Source organism: Pseudomonas sp. NPDC086278 (assembly GCF_050280905.1).
Lineage (GTDB): Bacteria > Pseudomonadota > Gammaproteobacteria > Pseudomonadales > Pseudomonadaceae > Aquipseudomonas.
Genome location: NZ_JBNNWE010000128.1, coordinates 1 through 13,690, shown reverse-complemented (window position 1 = coordinate 13,690; position 13,690 = coordinate 1). Strand labels below are relative to the sequence as shown.

General features: G+C 62.1%; 12 protein-coding genes and 2 pseudogenes. 5 read left to right on the top strand and 9 right to left on the bottom strand.

Going from position 1 to position 13,690, the window contains the following annotated elements; genetic code table 11:
- Positions 1-97: 97 nt before the first annotated feature.
- The 3 genes and pseudogenes from ACQKP4_RS26380 to ACQKP4_RS26370 form a co-directional block, all read right to left on the bottom strand.
- A pseudogene (locus tag ACQKP4_RS26380) lies at positions 98-391 on the bottom strand (DUF1175 family protein); the annotation flags it as partial.
- Complete coding sequence (locus tag ACQKP4_RS26375) at positions 376-2,100, bottom strand: DUF2138 domain-containing protein (protein WP_427636885.1); 1,725 nt, start codon at positions 2,098-2,100, stop codon at positions 376-378. The gene ACQKP4_RS26375 and the pseudogene ACQKP4_RS26380, both read right to left, overlap by 16 nt.
- A 51-nt stretch (positions 2,101-2,151) precedes the next feature.
- Complete coding sequence (locus ACQKP4_RS26370; protein WP_427636884.1) at positions 2,152-2,943, bottom strand: YfaP family protein; 792 nt, start codon at positions 2,941-2,943, stop codon at positions 2,152-2,154.
- 277 nt (positions 2,944-3,220) lie between these two features.
- Between ACQKP4_RS26370 and ACQKP4_RS26365 the strand changes: the two genes are divergently transcribed.
- The 5 genes from ACQKP4_RS26365 (at position 3,221) to ACQKP4_RS26345 (ending at position 9,754) form a co-directional block, all read left to right on the top strand.
- Positions 3,221-4,366 carry a Fic family protein gene (locus tag ACQKP4_RS26365; RefSeq protein ID WP_427636883.1) on the top strand — a complete coding sequence of 382 codons (1,146 nt, stop codon included), beginning with the start codon at positions 3,221-3,223 and terminating at the stop codon, positions 4,364-4,366.
- A 219-nt stretch (positions 4,367-4,585) separates the two neighbouring features.
- Entirely contained in the window at positions 4,586-4,828 is a 243-nt protein-coding gene (locus ACQKP4_RS26360) for an exodeoxyribonuclease VII small subunit (protein WP_056743654.1), read from the top strand.
- Positions 4,825-5,724, top strand: coding sequence for a polyprenyl synthetase family protein (locus ACQKP4_RS26355; protein WP_427636881.1), 900 nt, complete (start codon positions 4,825-4,827; stop codon positions 5,722-5,724). The genes ACQKP4_RS26360 and ACQKP4_RS26355 overlap by 4 nt, the downstream gene beginning before the upstream one ends.
- 91 nt (positions 5,725-5,815) lie before the next feature.
- Positions 5,816-7,714, top strand: coding sequence for a 1-deoxy-D-xylulose-5-phosphate synthase (dxs, locus tag ACQKP4_RS26350; protein WP_427636880.1), 1,899 nt, complete (start codon positions 5,816-5,818; stop codon positions 7,712-7,714).
- Between the two features lie 156 nt (positions 7,715-7,870).
- A complete protein-coding gene (locus ACQKP4_RS26345) occupies positions 7,871-9,754 on the top strand; it encodes a TonB-dependent receptor domain-containing protein (protein ID WP_427636879.1) in 1,884 nt (627 codons plus the stop codon).
- Between the two features lie 109 nt (positions 9,755-9,863).
- Here the strand turns inward: ACQKP4_RS26345 and ACQKP4_RS26340 are convergent, their stop codons facing one another.
- The 6 genes and pseudogenes from ACQKP4_RS26340 to ACQKP4_RS26315 all read right to left on the bottom strand — a co-directional run.
- Positions 9,864-10,664: a cobalamin-binding protein gene (locus ACQKP4_RS26340; RefSeq protein ID WP_427636878.1), complete on the bottom strand. Its 801-nt coding sequence runs from the start codon at positions 10,662-10,664 to the stop codon at positions 9,864-9,866.
- Positions 10,664-11,083 carry an MFS transporter gene (locus ACQKP4_RS26335; RefSeq protein WP_427636877.1) on the bottom strand — a complete coding sequence of 140 codons (420 nt, stop codon included), beginning with the start codon at positions 11,081-11,083 and terminating at the stop codon, positions 10,664-10,666. The genes ACQKP4_RS26340 and ACQKP4_RS26335 overlap by 1 nt, the downstream gene beginning before the upstream one ends.
- On the bottom strand, positions 11,080-11,697 hold the full coding sequence (gene ribA / locus ACQKP4_RS26330) for a GTP cyclohydrolase II (RefSeq protein ID WP_262164057.1): 618 nt from the start codon (positions 11,695-11,697) through the stop codon (positions 11,080-11,082). The genes ACQKP4_RS26335 and ribA overlap by 4 nt, the downstream gene beginning before the upstream one ends.
- 301 nt (positions 11,698-11,998) lie before the next feature.
- On the bottom strand, positions 11,999-12,736 hold the full coding sequence (locus ACQKP4_RS26325) for a substrate-binding periplasmic protein (protein WP_427636876.1): 738 nt from the start codon (positions 12,734-12,736) through the stop codon (positions 11,999-12,001).
- Positions 12,737-12,758: 22 nt separating this feature from the next.
- Positions 12,759-13,262: a phosphatidylglycerophosphatase A family protein gene (locus ACQKP4_RS26320; protein WP_056743666.1), complete on the bottom strand. Its 504-nt coding sequence runs from the start codon at positions 13,260-13,262 to the stop codon at positions 12,759-12,761.
- Positions 13,259-13,690 (bottom strand): annotated as a pseudogene (locus tag ACQKP4_RS26315) (thiamine-phosphate kinase); the annotation flags it as partial. The pseudogene ACQKP4_RS26315 and the gene ACQKP4_RS26320, both read right to left, overlap by 4 nt.

Here is a 13,690-nt window from a genome sequence, read left to right as displayed (position 1 = left end):
GACTGGCGCCAGCAGGAACTCGGCCCGCAGTTCAAACCGGCGTGGCTCAACGAAACCACCCACCGTCTTGGCGAGAAAGTCGCGCAGCATCTGAATGCAGCTCCGGCGGCAGGTAGCGATTGGACAGGCCGTTGCTGCGCAGCCATTTGTCATCGTGGACTTTCAGCGCTTCGTTGGCGGCGAAACGCACCAGGCCCGCGCAATCCTGCTGATACCAGCGCGGGCTCGGGCCTTGGGTCAGTTGCTCCTGGGCGATGCGCACGAACCAGGCGCGAAACACTTGGGATTGCTGCACGTCGAGCGGCGGCGCTTCGGTGGCAAATGCCCGACTGCCGAGCAACATCGCCAGCAGGCCAAGGCCTCGGATAAGTGCGGTCACAGGGCTTTCCATTCCAGTGGCAGCCACTGCCAGTGGCCGTCGGGCTCGCTGCCTTCGGGTAAGGTCAGGGCGTATTTACCGTAGCCGCCGAGCTTGCGCAGTTTCGGGATCAGGTAGGTTTGCGCGGCGTTGTAGAACACCGGTTCCATGTCCTGCGGCAGGCTGTCGAGGGTTTCCTGCTGCATCAGCTGCGCCATGGAATCGGGGCCGAAGTAGACCGGCATCAGCAGGTCTTTGGGGACCACGTCGGCCATCGGCGGGAAGCGTTTGTCGAGGGTGCCGAGGGCCTTGTCGACCAGTTTGTCGTCGAGGGAGAACAGCAGCGTCGAACCGTGCCGCGCCAGGCTGACTTTCATGAACGCCTTGCCGCTGATCGCGTCCGGGTTCTCGGCCTCCTTGGCCGCATACGGGCCGAAGTTGGAGCTGACCTGACGCTGCCACTGATGGGTTTGCCCTTCCTGCTTCTCGACCACCGGGAACGCGTGTTCATCGACATTGGCCTCAAACGCGCCGACCATCGAACCGAACAAGCCGCCCAGGTCACCGTCGAGTTTGGCGCTGTCGCTGTCATTCAGGCTGGCCACCAGCAGCGGCGTGTACAGCCGCGAATCGGCGTACCAGCACAGGCCCGCCGCGCCGGCCATGTGTTCGGTCAGGGCCTGGGCGACTTTTTCTTCGGCGCCGAGTTTTACCAGCAGCGGCTTCTGTTGTTCGGCGGCGAGTGGCAAGGCGACGCAGGCGCTGGCGCCCATCGGCATGGCTTGCCAGATCGGTTTGAAATTGAAGTCCGGCTGGTTGTCCAGTTCATCCATGGCGAGGAAGCTGTGCCAGCCCTTGTCGTCCATGTCGAAGCGCAGGCCGGCGAAGTTCGGAATGAAGCGCTGATAACCCATGGCCAACACGCTGGCATTGACCGACAGCCGTTGCTTCACCTCCGGCGCGCGGGGTTGCAGGCCGAAGGCTTCAGGGAACAGTTTGTCGCCGTTGAGCAGCGCGGCGATGGACTGGGTCGACACGCTGCCCGGCTCTTCTGCGGCACCGTTGTCCGAGTCGTAGAGTTTGGCCGGGTTGGACAGCACCACCAGTTTGTCGCCATGGGACGCGAACAGCAGCGCCTTGGTCGCGTTGTAAGTCAGTTGATAGAGCGCAACATCGTCGGCGCCGACTTTCACCGAGCCGACCTGGGTCAATTGCGTGTCATCCAGGGCGACTTTGGCCAGCGGCTCCAGCACTTTGGCCAGGCCGCCGCGATCCATCACCAGCAGGAAATCTTTCAGGCGACCATCCGCCCCGCGCCACAGCGCCACGTCGGCCGGTTGATCGAACAGTTGCTCGATCAGGCTGTCCTGCAATTTCAGGTCATGCTCGTAAATGATCCGCCGCAAGCTGCCGATCAAGCCGAGGCGGTCGGCGTGTGCTTCGTAATAGAAGACGAAATCTTCGGTCAGGGTTTCCTTGAGGAACGGCACCGCCAGCAAATCCTTGGGCAATTGGCTCAAGGAATGGGTTTCAAGCAAACCGTCCGGGCGGCTCATGCCCAGTTTGTCGCTGGCCAACGCCGCCAGCGGCACTTTGGGTTTGTGCATGAACCAGCCCAACCCGCCCGCCACGCCGGCCACCAGGCACAGCCCGATCAGCACGGCGGGCCAGCGACGTGGAGGGTTGGCAGCCGGCGTTGCGGCGGCCGGGGAAACCGCTGGTGAAATCGTGTTATCGCTCATGTTCACGCTCATGTTCCCAAAGCTCAGCAGTTCATCCGTGGAGCGGGATGCTTAATAGTTGAAAGTCTTGACCAGCAACAGGTCACCGATGGCCCGCAGGGGCACGATGAAGGTCTCGCGTTTTTCGTCGACGGTGTTTTCGTTGAGCACCAGGTTGATTTGCGAGGTGATGACCTCGTTCTGGTTGCTGGCCTCATCGAAGTTATAGCCTTCGCTGCCGAAGTTGCCCCAATAGTTCACGTAAACCAGATAAGTGCCATGCAGCGGCGCGGTCATGGTGAACATTTCCGGGCCGGGGCCATCGACGCCGTCCGGGTCCAGACCGCCGCCATTGGTCAACGCCGTGTGGGCGAAGAACGCATGCTGGCCGTCGGGGGTGATGATGTGCAGGTCGAGTTCGGCTTTCGGGTCGTCCCAGCCGAGCACCACGCGAATCCGTGCCGGCGTGCGCAGGTTGTTGGCTTCATAAAATTGAACGCGCTTGAGGGACTTGCCTTCGGCGCTGCGCACTTCGACGCTGTTGGAGCCCGCGCCAAAGGCATACGGCCGGGCGAAACGGCCTTCGTCGTCGGTGTACAGGTTCAGTGGATTGCCGTTGACCGCCAGGGTGTGCGGCCCACGCTGGGTGCCGATCGCCTTGAGCTGGCCCTCGATCATCGTGCGATTGCGCTGCACGCCACGGTCGATAGGCGGCGTGGGGTACGCGACTTGCGGGTTTTCACTGCGATCGAGCAGGCCGTTGTAACGCCAGCCGCCCACCGGTTCCGACAGCTCAGCCGTCGGCTCGGCCCCGACAGCGCTCGCGCAGACCAGCCCCATCAACAGCAAAAGAAATGAACGCATGTGACGCCTCCTGCCATGCATAACGAAACCTTGCGCCCGATCCTCGGCGCGTTACAGATCCAAAAACTGCGTTTCGTCAGAATGACCCGTGACTAATGGGTCGTAGAAGGCGCGAAGATTAGCTATTTGGCAGTTTTTTAACAATCGGATACATCTTGTATTGCGCCAAGAATCACGCATATTTCGCGGCGTGAGCCGAATAGCGGCGTTATTCGGCTCACGAAACGAGCCGAATACGACTATTATTCGGCTCATCGTCTCTGGAGCACCCGATTTCATGGCAGTTAACTGGATCTGGCAACAGCCCGACTGGCCGAATTTCACCTGGCAAAGCGAGCGTCTGACGCCGCTATTGCGTGAATGCGTGCAAGCGCAAGGTCAGTTGCTGGGCATGGCCATTTCCGTGGGTGGCTCATTCAACGCGCAGAATGAACTGGATACCTTGTTGCAGAACATCGTGACGTCCTCGGCGATTGAGGGCGAACAGTTGAATGTCGGTTCGGTACGCTCATCGCTGGCGCGGCGTCTGGGCCTGGAAGCGCTTGAGGGCGATTACGTCAGCCAACGTAGCGAAGGGCTGGCGCAATTGCTGCTCGACGCCACGCAGCACTTTGCGCAGCCCCTGACCCTGGAGCGATTGCTGGAATGGCATCAATGGCTATTTCCGGATCAGGGCACCGACTTTGCCGCCCGCTCGATCCATGTCGGCGCATTACGCGGCGATGAACCGATGCAGGTGGTTTCAGGGCGCCTCGACCGGCCGACCGTTCACTTCGAAGCACCGCCTCGCCTTGGCCTTGAGCGTCAACTCGAGACTTTCCTGAGCTGGTTCGATGCCAGCCGTAATCAAACCAGCCTTGATCCCTTGCTGCGCGCGGGCATCGCGCATTTCTGGTTCGTCACCCTGCACCCTTTCGACGACGGCAACGGGCGCCTCACGCGCACGATCACCGACTTGGCGCTGGCTCAGGGTGAAGCGCAAGCGATCCGCTTTTATGCGATGTCGGCGAGCATCCTCGAGGACCGCTGCGGCTATTACCGCGTGCTGGAGGCCAGCCAGAAAGCCACGACGGATATCACCGGATGGCTGGAGTGGTTTTTGAAAACGCTTTTACGCAGCTTGCAGCAGGCCATGACGCGGATCGGGTTAGTGTTGGGCAAAGCGCGTTTCTGGCAAGCGCACCGAGCGTCCGCCTTCACCGTGGAACAGAGCAAAGTACTGAATCGGTTGCTGGACGGGGGGGAGCGAGGCTTTGTGGAGGGCATCAGCGCCGCGCAGTATCAAGCCGTGGCGAAAGTGTCCAAGGCTACTGCGACGCGCCATTTGGCTGAATTGCTGGATAAGGGTTGCCTCAATCGACTGCCCGGTGGCGGGCGTAGTACCCGATACCAGATCCGATATCCCGATGACTCAACACCATGACCTGTCGTAACCCACACCTGTTGGAGCGGGCTTGCTCGCGAAAGCGGTTTACCAACCAACATTAATGGCGACTGACACGCCGTCTTCGCGAGCGAGCCAACTCCCACAGGGATTGTGCCGCTGCCCAATGGGACGGGGCTCAAACCACCCGTTCATTTGCCCATAACCCCCATGTCTGCTAGTGTCGCGCCGGTTTAACGTCAACCGGAAATAGCCGCCATGGCCCGCAAAAAAGCTGCACTGGATTTCGAACAATCCCTCGCTGACCTGCAAACGCTGGTCGAGCGCCTGGAGAACGGCGAGCTGTCGCTGGAAGACTCGCTGACGGCTTTCGAGCAAGGCATCGGTCTGACCCGCGATTGCCAGGCAGCGCTGGCCCAGGCCGAGCAGAAGGTTCAAGTGCTGCTCGAGCGCGATGGCGAGCTGGCCGAGGAACCCTTCGAAGCGGATCAGCCAGAATGATTGCAGCGTACTCGGCGACCAGCCAGGCCCGTGTCAACGCGGCCCTGGAAACCCTGTTCAACCCGCCGGGCCCTGAGCTGGCGCGGCTGTACGAGGCCATGCGCTACAGCGTGATGAACGGCGGCAAACGCGTGCGTCCGCTGCTGGCCTACGCGGCGTGTGAAGCACTCGGCGGCAAGGCCGAGCAGGCCAACGGCGCCGCCTGCGCGGTGGAGCTGATTCACGCGTATTCCCTGGTGCACGACGACCTGCCGGCCATGGACGACGACGACCTGCGTCGCGGCCAGCCGACCACCCACAAAAAATTCGACGAAGCCTGCGCGATTCTGGCCGGTGACGGCTTGCAGAGCCTGGCCTTCAGCGCCCTGCTCGATCCGCGCCTGAGCGCCTCGGATGCAGCGCTCACCTGCGACCTGCGCCTGCAAATGGTCAGCGCGCTGGCATTGGCGGCGGGCCCGGCCGGCATGGTCGGCGGTCAAGCCATCGACCTCGGTTCGGTCGGCCTGAAACTCGACCAGAAGGCCCTCGAATACATGCACCGGCACAAGACCGGCGCGCTGATCGAGGTCAGCGTCAAACTCGGCGCCCTGGCCAGTGGCCGCGCGGAGAAGGACGAACTGAAATCCTTGCAGACCTACGCACAGGCCATCGGCCTGGCGTTTCAGGTCCAGGACGACATTCTCGACGTGGAAAGCGATACCGAAACCCTCGGCAAACGCCAGGGCGCCGACATCGCCCGCGACAAGCCGACCTACCCGGCGTTGCTCGGCCTCGACGCGGCCAAGGCCTACGCCCTGGAACTGCGCGATCAGGCCCTGCATGCGCTGCGACCGTTTGACGCGGCGGCCGAGCCATTGCGCGATCTGGCCCGTTATATCGTCGACCGCCGCAGCTGACGGCGTATCGGCCAAAAAAGACCAACGCGTGGGCAGGGGCCGATGCATCAGGTAAACTGCCGCATCTTTTATACCTATAACGATTCGCCTGATGCCCACGACGTTTCATGAGATTCCCCGCAAGCGCCCGAACACGCCGCTGCTCGACCGTGCCAACACGCCGGACGGCCTGCGCCGGTTAGGCGAAGCCGAGCTGGAAACCCTGGCCGATGAATTGCGCCTGGAATTGCTCTACACGGTCGGTCAGACCGGCGGGCATTTCGGTGCAGGCCTGGGCGTCATCGAGCTGACCATCGCGTTGCATTACGTGTTCGACACCCCGGACGACCGGCTGGTGTGGGACGTGGGTCATCAAGCCTATCCGCACAAAATCCTCACCGGCCGTCGCGAGCGCATGGGCACCCTGCGCCAGAAGGACGGCGTCGCCGCGTTCCCGCGTCGTTCCGAAAGCGAGTACGACACCTTTGGCGTCGGCCACTCCAGCACCTCGATCAGCGCCGCGTTGGGCATGGCGATTGCCGCCCGCCTGCAGAACAGTGATCGCAAGGCGATTGCCGTGATCGGCGATGGCGCGTTGACCGCCGGCATGGCCTTCGAGGCGCTGAACCACGCGCCAGAAGTGAACGCCAACATGCTGGTGATCCTCAACGACAACGACATGTCGATCTCGCGTAACGTCGGCGGCCTGTCGAATTACCTGGCGAAGATCCTTTCCAGCCGCACTTACGCGAGCATGCGCGAAGGCAGCAAAAAGGTTCTCTCGCGCCTGCCCGGCGCCTGGGAAATCGCCCGCCGTACCGAAGAATATGCCAAAGGCATGCTGGTCCCCGGCACGCTGTTCGAAGAGCTGGGCTGGAACTACATCGGCCCGATCGACGGCCACGATTTGCCGACCCTGATCGCCACCCTGCGCAACATGCGCGATCTCAAAGGTCCGCAATTCCTGCACGTCGTCACCAAGAAAGGCAAAGGCTTCGCCCCGGCGGAAGTCGACCCGATCGGTTACCACGCGATCACCAAACTCGAACCGCTCAACGCCCCGGCCGCTGCGCCGAAAAAATCCGCCGGGCCGAAGTACTCCGGCGTGTTTGGCGAGTGGCTGTGCGACATGGCGGCCGCTGACCCGCGCCTGGTCGGCATCACCCCGGCGATGAAGGAAGGTTCCGATCTGGTGGCCTTCAGCGAGCGTTTTCCGCTGCGCTATTTCGACGTGGCGATTGCCGAACAACACGCCGTGACCCTCGCCGCCGGCATGGCTTGCGAAGGCGCAAAACCGGTGGTGGCGATTTATTCGACCTTCCTGCAACGCGGTTACGACCAGCTGATCCATGACGTCGCGGTGCAAAACCTCGACGTGCTGTTCGCCATCGACCGCGCAGGCCTGGTGGGCGAAGACGGCCCGACGCATGCCGGCAGCTTCGACCTGTCTTTCCTGCGCTGCATCCCCGGCATGCTGGTGATGACCCCGAGCGACGAAAACGAACTGCGCAAAATGCTCACCACCGGGCACCTGTTCAACGGTCCGGCGGCCGTGCGTTATCCGCGTGGCAACGGCCCGAACGCGACCATCGAGAAAGACCTGCAACCGATCGAAATCGGCAAAGGCGTGGTTCGCCGCCAGGGCAAAAAAGTCGCGCTGCTGGTGTTCGGCGTGCAACTGGCCGAGGCACTGAAAGTTGCCGAGAAACTGGATGCCACGGTGGTCGACATGCGTTTCGTCAAACCGCTGGATGAAGCGCTGGTTCGCGAAATCGCCGGCAGCCACGAGTTGCTGGTGACCATCGAAGAAAACGCGATCATGGGCGGTGCCGGTGGCGCGGTCAGCGAGTTTCTTGCCCGCGAGAACATCCTCAAGTCGATGCTGCACCTGGGCTTGCCGGACACCTACGTCGAGCACGCCAAGCCCGCGCAGATGCTGGCGGAATGTGGGCTCGATGAAGCCGGCATCGAAGCGTCGATTCGCCAGCGCCTGCAACTGCTGAACATCTAAACGCAAAACCCTGTGGGAGCGGGCTTGCTCGCGAAGGCGGACTGTCAGCCGACTTAATGTTGACTGACCCACCGCCTTCGCGAGCAAGCCCGCTCCCACATTGGTTTTATGAAACCGTCAAACATGTGCTCGTTCCAGATAGCCCACGGACTGCCAATGAAACTCTCCCGCCTCGCCCTGACGCTGACCCTTCTGCCGTCCAGCCAACTGCTGGCCGACACGTTCGAACGCGACCAGGCCCTGAAGCTGCCCGACGTCATCATCAGCGCCGACCGCCAGGTCGAAGCCCGCAACGACAGCAGCGCCGCCAACACGGTGTTTACCCGCGATGACATCGACCGCCTGCAACCGGACAGCGTCACTGACTTGCTGCGCCGGGTGCCGGGCGTGCAAGTCGGGCAAACCGGCGGGCGCGGCAGCCTGCCGGGGATTTACATCCGCGGGACCAAGTCGGCGCAGAGCCTGGTACTGGTCGACGGTCAACGCATCGGCAGCACCACCTCCGGCGACAGCAACCTGCAACACATCAACATCGAACAGGTCGAGCGCGTGGAAGTGTTGCGCGGCTCCCGTTCGGTGATTTACGGCAGCGATGCGATTGGCGGGGTGATCCAGATTTTCACCCGACGCGGCGGCGAGCCAGGCTTGCAACCGCGCCTGCACGTGGGTGTCGGCAGCAATCAGACCTGGGAACGCAGCCTGGGATTGTCCGGTGGCGATGCGAAAACCCGCTTCAACCTCGGCGCCAGCCTCGATGAAACCGCCGGGATCAACCGCACCCACGAGTCGTACCCGAGCGACGGCGATCACGACGAGTACCGCAATAAATCGCTGAGCCTGAGCCTGAGCCACGCCCTCACCGACGACATCGAGATCGGCGCCAACCTGCTGGATAACCGCGGCAAAAGCGCATTCGACAACCCGTTCGGTCGTTTCGACACGACCACCTTCGAGTCAGTCCAGCAGCAGCCCTACAGCGATTTCGACGTCAGTAGCGTCAGCAGTTACGTCGATGCTCGCATTAATGACGCCTGGAAAACCCGCGTCGAATTCGGCCACAGCGAGAACCGCGAAAAGACTCTCGACACGCTCAGCGACGAGCGCAGTGTGTTCAACACGTACCGCGATTCGGTGAACTGGCAGAACGACCTGACGCTCAACGAACGCAACAGCCTGATCCTGGGCGGAGACTGGTACGAAGACCGCATCAACAGCAGCACGCCGTTCGATGAAAACAGTCGCTGGAACCGGGCGGCGTTTATCCAGCATCGTTATCAGGCGGACAGCTTCTCCACGGAACTGGGGTTGCGCCGTGATCAGAACCAGCAGTTCGGCGGCCAAAACAGCTGGAGCGGCACCTTCACCCTGCCGTTGAACCCGGACAACGACCTGCTGCTGACGTACAGCGAAGGCTTCCGCGCGCCGACGTTCAACGATTTGTATTACCCGGATTTCAGCAACCCGGACCTCAAGCCCGAAACCTCGAAAAGCTATGAACTGCAATGGCGCAGCCAACTGACCGAGACCAGCCGACTGGAAGCATCGCTGTACCGTACCGATCTGGAAGACGCGATTATTTTCGGCAGCAACAACCGCCCGCAGAACGTGGCGTCGGCGCGAATCAACGGCTTCGAAGCGGCGCTGAAACAGCAACTGTTCGGCTGGCAGAGCAACCTCGGTGTGGCGATTATCGATCCGCGAGACCGCGACACCGGTCACACCCTCGCCCGTCGTGCCCGCCGTACGTTGAGCCTGGACCTGGATCGGCAGTTTGATCGATTGGGTTTGGGCGCGAGTTGGCAAGCGGTGAGCAGCAGCTATGACGATGAAAACAATCAGCAGCCGTTGGGGGGTTATGCCTTGCTCGGGTTGCGCAGCAGTTGGGCGCTGACTCACGAAGTGAAGCTGGAGCTGAAGGTCGACAACCTGCTGGACAAGGGTTACAGCCGCGCGTTGTACAGCTATGACGGCAGTCAGTACGGGTATTGCGAGGAAGGTCGGGCGTGGATGTTCGGGGTGACGTGGACGCCTGGGCTCTGATTTGAAATAAGCGGTGTCTGGGCGGGCCTCTTCGCGAGCAAGCCCGCTCCCACAGGGGATCGCATTCCAATGTGGGAGCTGGCTTGCTCGCGAAGCAGGCACCTCGGTCTTAACGGTCCGGCGCGATCACTTGGCACAACTTGGCCGTCGCCTCGATCATCTGCCCACTCGGCCGCTCCAGCCCTTTATCCGTCAGCAACAGCAAATTCCCCTGCGCCACCGCCGCCACCTGCGGCCACGCTTTCCACGCATCGAGCTGCGCCCGATCACTCGCCAGAATCACCTCGGGATTGCGCTGCAACACTGCTTCTACGCTGACTTGCGGCGCCGGCAACGTCAGGTCGGCGAACACATTACGCGCGCCACACACCTGCAACGCATCGCTGATGATCTGCCCGCCGCCCACGGTATACAGCGGCCGATCCCAGACTTGATAGAACACCGTTAGCGGCTTGTCCCGGAGATAGCGCTGACGCAGCTTTTCCAGTTTCTGCCGCAAGTCATCGGCCAACGTGACGCCACGCTCCGGCCGGCCGAGTTGCCTGGCGATCGATTCAATCTGCGTGGTGAGTTGTGCGAGATCATGCGGTTCGGCGACGTAGGTCGCAATGTTCAAGCGCTGCAGCTGTTCGCGCTGCGCCGGGCCGACACTGCCGGGCCAGAGCAGCAGCAAATCAGGTTTGAGGCTGAGCAGCCGCTCCATGTCCAACTGGCCGTAGCGGCCCACCGACGGCAGGTCTTTGAGTTCGGCTGGACGCTCACCGGCATCCAGCACGCCGACCAGCAGATCCGCCGAACCCAGCTCGACAACGATTTCAGAGAGAGACGGAGCGAGGCTGACCACCCGCTCGACCGCAAGGGCTGAGCCACTGACGGCCAGCAGCAAAACCGCCAGCCGATGACGCAGCATCAGCCGAGTTGACGCGGGATACGGTAGAGGTAGAACAGCACCGTGGTCGACAGCGCCAGCAGCACCAGCGGCACGGCTTCGAGGCCGACGAATACCGCCAACGCTCCGATCCACGCCGGCAGGCTGGCGGCCAGGAATGCGCTGCGGCGCCTGGCGGCCAAGGCGATCCAGGCAGCGGGTTCTTCAGCGGTATCGAGGGCTTTCTGGGTGGCGATCAGTGCGTGCTTGTAGCCGCCGAAAAACTTCAGGCTGACAAACATCGAGGCCACCCCGGCAATGAACATCGGCATCGCCAGCACCGGCAGGATCGCCTCACCCTCGCCGAATACGCCGTTGATCACGGACAGGGGCAACAAGGCCAGAGCCAGGTATTGCCACCAATTGACGGACAGTCGCCGCCGGACCTGACCGCGAGTCACGCTCGATCCGCCTCGCCCTGATGCTCGTTGCCCATCATGTGGTCGAGCTTGCTGGCCTTGGTCGCCAGGTAGAGTTTGTTGTGCGGGTTGTGGCCGGTGTGCAGCGGCACGCGCTCGGCGACCACGATGCCCATGTCGGTCAAGGCTTTGACCTTGCGTGGGTTGTTGGTCATCAAGCGCAGGGATTTCACACCCAGGTGCTGCAGCATCGGCAAGCACATGGCGTAGTCGCGCTGGTCGGCGGCAAAGCCCAGGCGTTCGTTGGCTTCAACGGTATCGGCGCCGCCGTCCTGCAACTCATAGGCACGGATCTTGTTCAGCAGGCCAATGCCACGGCCTTCCTGACGCAAGTACAGCAACACGCCACGGCCTTCACGGGCGATGGCCTGCAACGCGGCTTCCAGTTGCGAGCCGCAGTCGCAACGCTGGCTGAACAACGCATCGCCGGTCAGGCATTCGGAGTGCAGGCGACCGAGTACCGGAGCACCGTCGTCGAATTCACCGAGGCTGAGCACGACGTGCTCGCGTCCGCTTTCCTCATCGAGAAAACCGTGCATGGTGAATTGCGCAAAAGGCGTTGGCAGCTTGGAAGCGGCGACAAAAACGACAGGCACCGGTGTGCTCCTGATCAATAAGTACTGGAGATTCGCAGAGGCGGCATTGTAACAGCAGGTTCCTGCAGACGCTTAGGCTGAATTATGGGACATAGCGATCTAAAAGTTTGATCACTGCGCCAGCCACACCTTCCCTGTGGGAGCCACACCTTCCCCTGTGGGAGCGGGCTTGCTCGCGAAAGCGGTGGGCCAGTTGGTATTAATGTGACTGACCCAGCGCTTTCGCGAGCAAGCCCGCTCCCACAGGGGGTTCTCACAGGGGTTTCCCACAGGGGTTCATCATCAACCCGTACATACGCGTTCAGTCTGTGCTGAACGGATACGGCTGTTTCCATTTGGCGAAGATCGGTTTCAGCGCGCCGCTTTTCACCAGCAACGCCATGCGCTGGTCGAACAGCGCCATCAAGGTGCGGGCCCTGGGGGTGTCGGCGAAGCACAGGTACAGCGGCAACTCCGCGATATGGGTTCGACGGAACTGCGACGGATCCTTTGCCCGGCTGACCACGTAATCAACCTCGGTCAACGCGTCGATGTAATAGTCCGCACGGTTGTGCGTCAGCATCGACAGAATGCCGCTGCGCCGGATCACTTCGTTGTAACGGCGAATGTTGGGCAGGTAATGCTGATAGTCGTAGCCACGAACCCAGGCCAGTCGATAGTTGCCGAGGGTTTCGGGGGTGGGCGCCGGGTTGCTCGCCAGCCCGAGGGCGTAGATATGATCGGTGTCGAAGTTCCAGTGCGGGTACAGCAAATTGCTGGCCTCACCCTGATAGGAGCCGACGCACGCATCGATTTCACCGCGCTGGGCCAGGCCGACCGAACGGGTGTACGGCTCGGAGCGAATGTCCAGTTCGACGCCGGCCGGTTCGAACACCTGTCGCAGCACGTCCCAGCCCAGTCCATGCCCGTCGGCGGCGGTGTAGTCTTCCCAGTCTTCGCTGGCCAGGTGAATCACGGACGGCGGCGTCGCGGCGTCCCCCGCCTGGGCGAGTGAGCAACACAGTGCGAAAACCATCCCGGCCCACCAGCGTCCCGCCATCCCTAGTCCCCCGTGTCGCCACTCAGGCGAAAATCCACACCAGCCCTTGCATGCCCAACCACGCGAATACGCCTGCCAGCACGTCGTCGAGCATGATCCCGACGCCGCCGTGTACATGCCGGTCGATCCAGCGAATCGGCCAGGGCTTGAGAATGTCGAAGAAGCGGAACATCAGGAACCCCGCGAGCAACCAGTACCATCCTTCCGGCACCAGCCACAGCGTGATCCACATCCCGACCATTTCGTCCCAGACGATGCCTTCGTGGTCGTGTACCCGCAAATCGTCGGCGACTTTGCCGCACAGCCAGAAGCCGAACAGCATGGTGATGCCGAGCATCAACCAGTAGCCCCAGTCGGGCAGCATCTGCCACAACGGAATAAAGGGTAGCGCAACTAACGAACCCCAGGTGCCCGGTGCTTTCGGCAAGGTGCCCGAACCGAAGCCGAACGCCAGGAAATGCCAGGGATTGCGCCAGACCGATGGCGGTACGAATTCCGCCGGGACCTGTTTGGGATGATCTGTCACGGTGTCTCCCGAAAATGTTGATAGCCCCGGATTTGCGGGGTGATGTCTTGCCCGTCGGCGTCCAGCAGCGTCACGCCCTGTCCGGCCTCTATTCGGCCGACCACGTGGATTGGCCATCCTTCGGCCAGCAACGGCGACAAGTCGACGAGCGGTAGCGTGAAGGCCAATACGTAATCGTCGCCACCGCTCAGTGCCGCCGCTTCGGCAGCCGCTTGCCCGAGGAAGGCCACCAGGGCTTTCGACAGCGGCAGCTTGTCCCGTTCAATCCGCACGCCGACCTTGGACGCCAACGCGATGTGCCCGCAATCAGCGAGCAGGCCGTCGGAGATGTCCAGCGCCGAAGTCGCCCTGCCGCGCAACGCCTGGCCCAGAGCCAATTGCGGTTGTGGCGACCAGTAATGCGCCAGCAACGGCTCGGCGATGGACGC

Excerpts from the sequence above, each read along its gene's own strand:
- ACQKP4_RS26365 (WP_427636883.1), top strand. The coding sequence starts at position 3,221 with ATGGCAGTTAACTGGATCTGGCAACAGCCCGACTGGCCGAATTTCACC.
- ACQKP4_RS26360 (WP_056743654.1), top strand. The coding sequence starts at position 4,586 with ATGGCCCGCAAAAAAGCTGCACTGGATTTCGAACAATCCCTCGCTGAC.
- dxs (WP_427636880.1), top strand. The coding sequence starts at position 5,816 with ATGCCCACGACGTTTCATGAGATTCCCCGCAAGCGCCCGAACACGCCG.
- ACQKP4_RS26370 (WP_427636884.1), bottom strand. The coding sequence starts at position 2,943 with ATGCGTTCATTTCTTTTGCTGTTGATGGGGCTGGTCTGCGCGAGCGCT.
- ACQKP4_RS26340 (WP_427636878.1), bottom strand. The coding sequence starts at position 10,664 with ATGCTGCGTCATCGGCTGGCGGTTTTGCTGCTGGCCGTCAGTGGCTCA.
- ACQKP4_RS26355 (WP_427636881.1), top strand. The coding sequence starts at position 4,825 with ATGATTGCAGCGTACTCGGCGACCAGCCAGGCCCGTGTCAACGCGGCC.
- ACQKP4_RS26375 (WP_427636885.1), bottom strand. The coding sequence starts at position 2,100 with ATGAGCGATAACACGATTTCACCAGCGGTTTCCCCGGCCGCCGCAACG.
- ACQKP4_RS26345 (WP_427636879.1), top strand. The coding sequence starts at position 7,871 with ATGAAACTCTCCCGCCTCGCCCTGACGCTGACCCTTCTGCCGTCCAGC.
- ACQKP4_RS26325 (WP_427636876.1), bottom strand. The coding sequence starts at position 12,736 with ATGGCGGGACGCTGGTGGGCCGGGATGGTTTTCGCACTGTGTTGCTCA.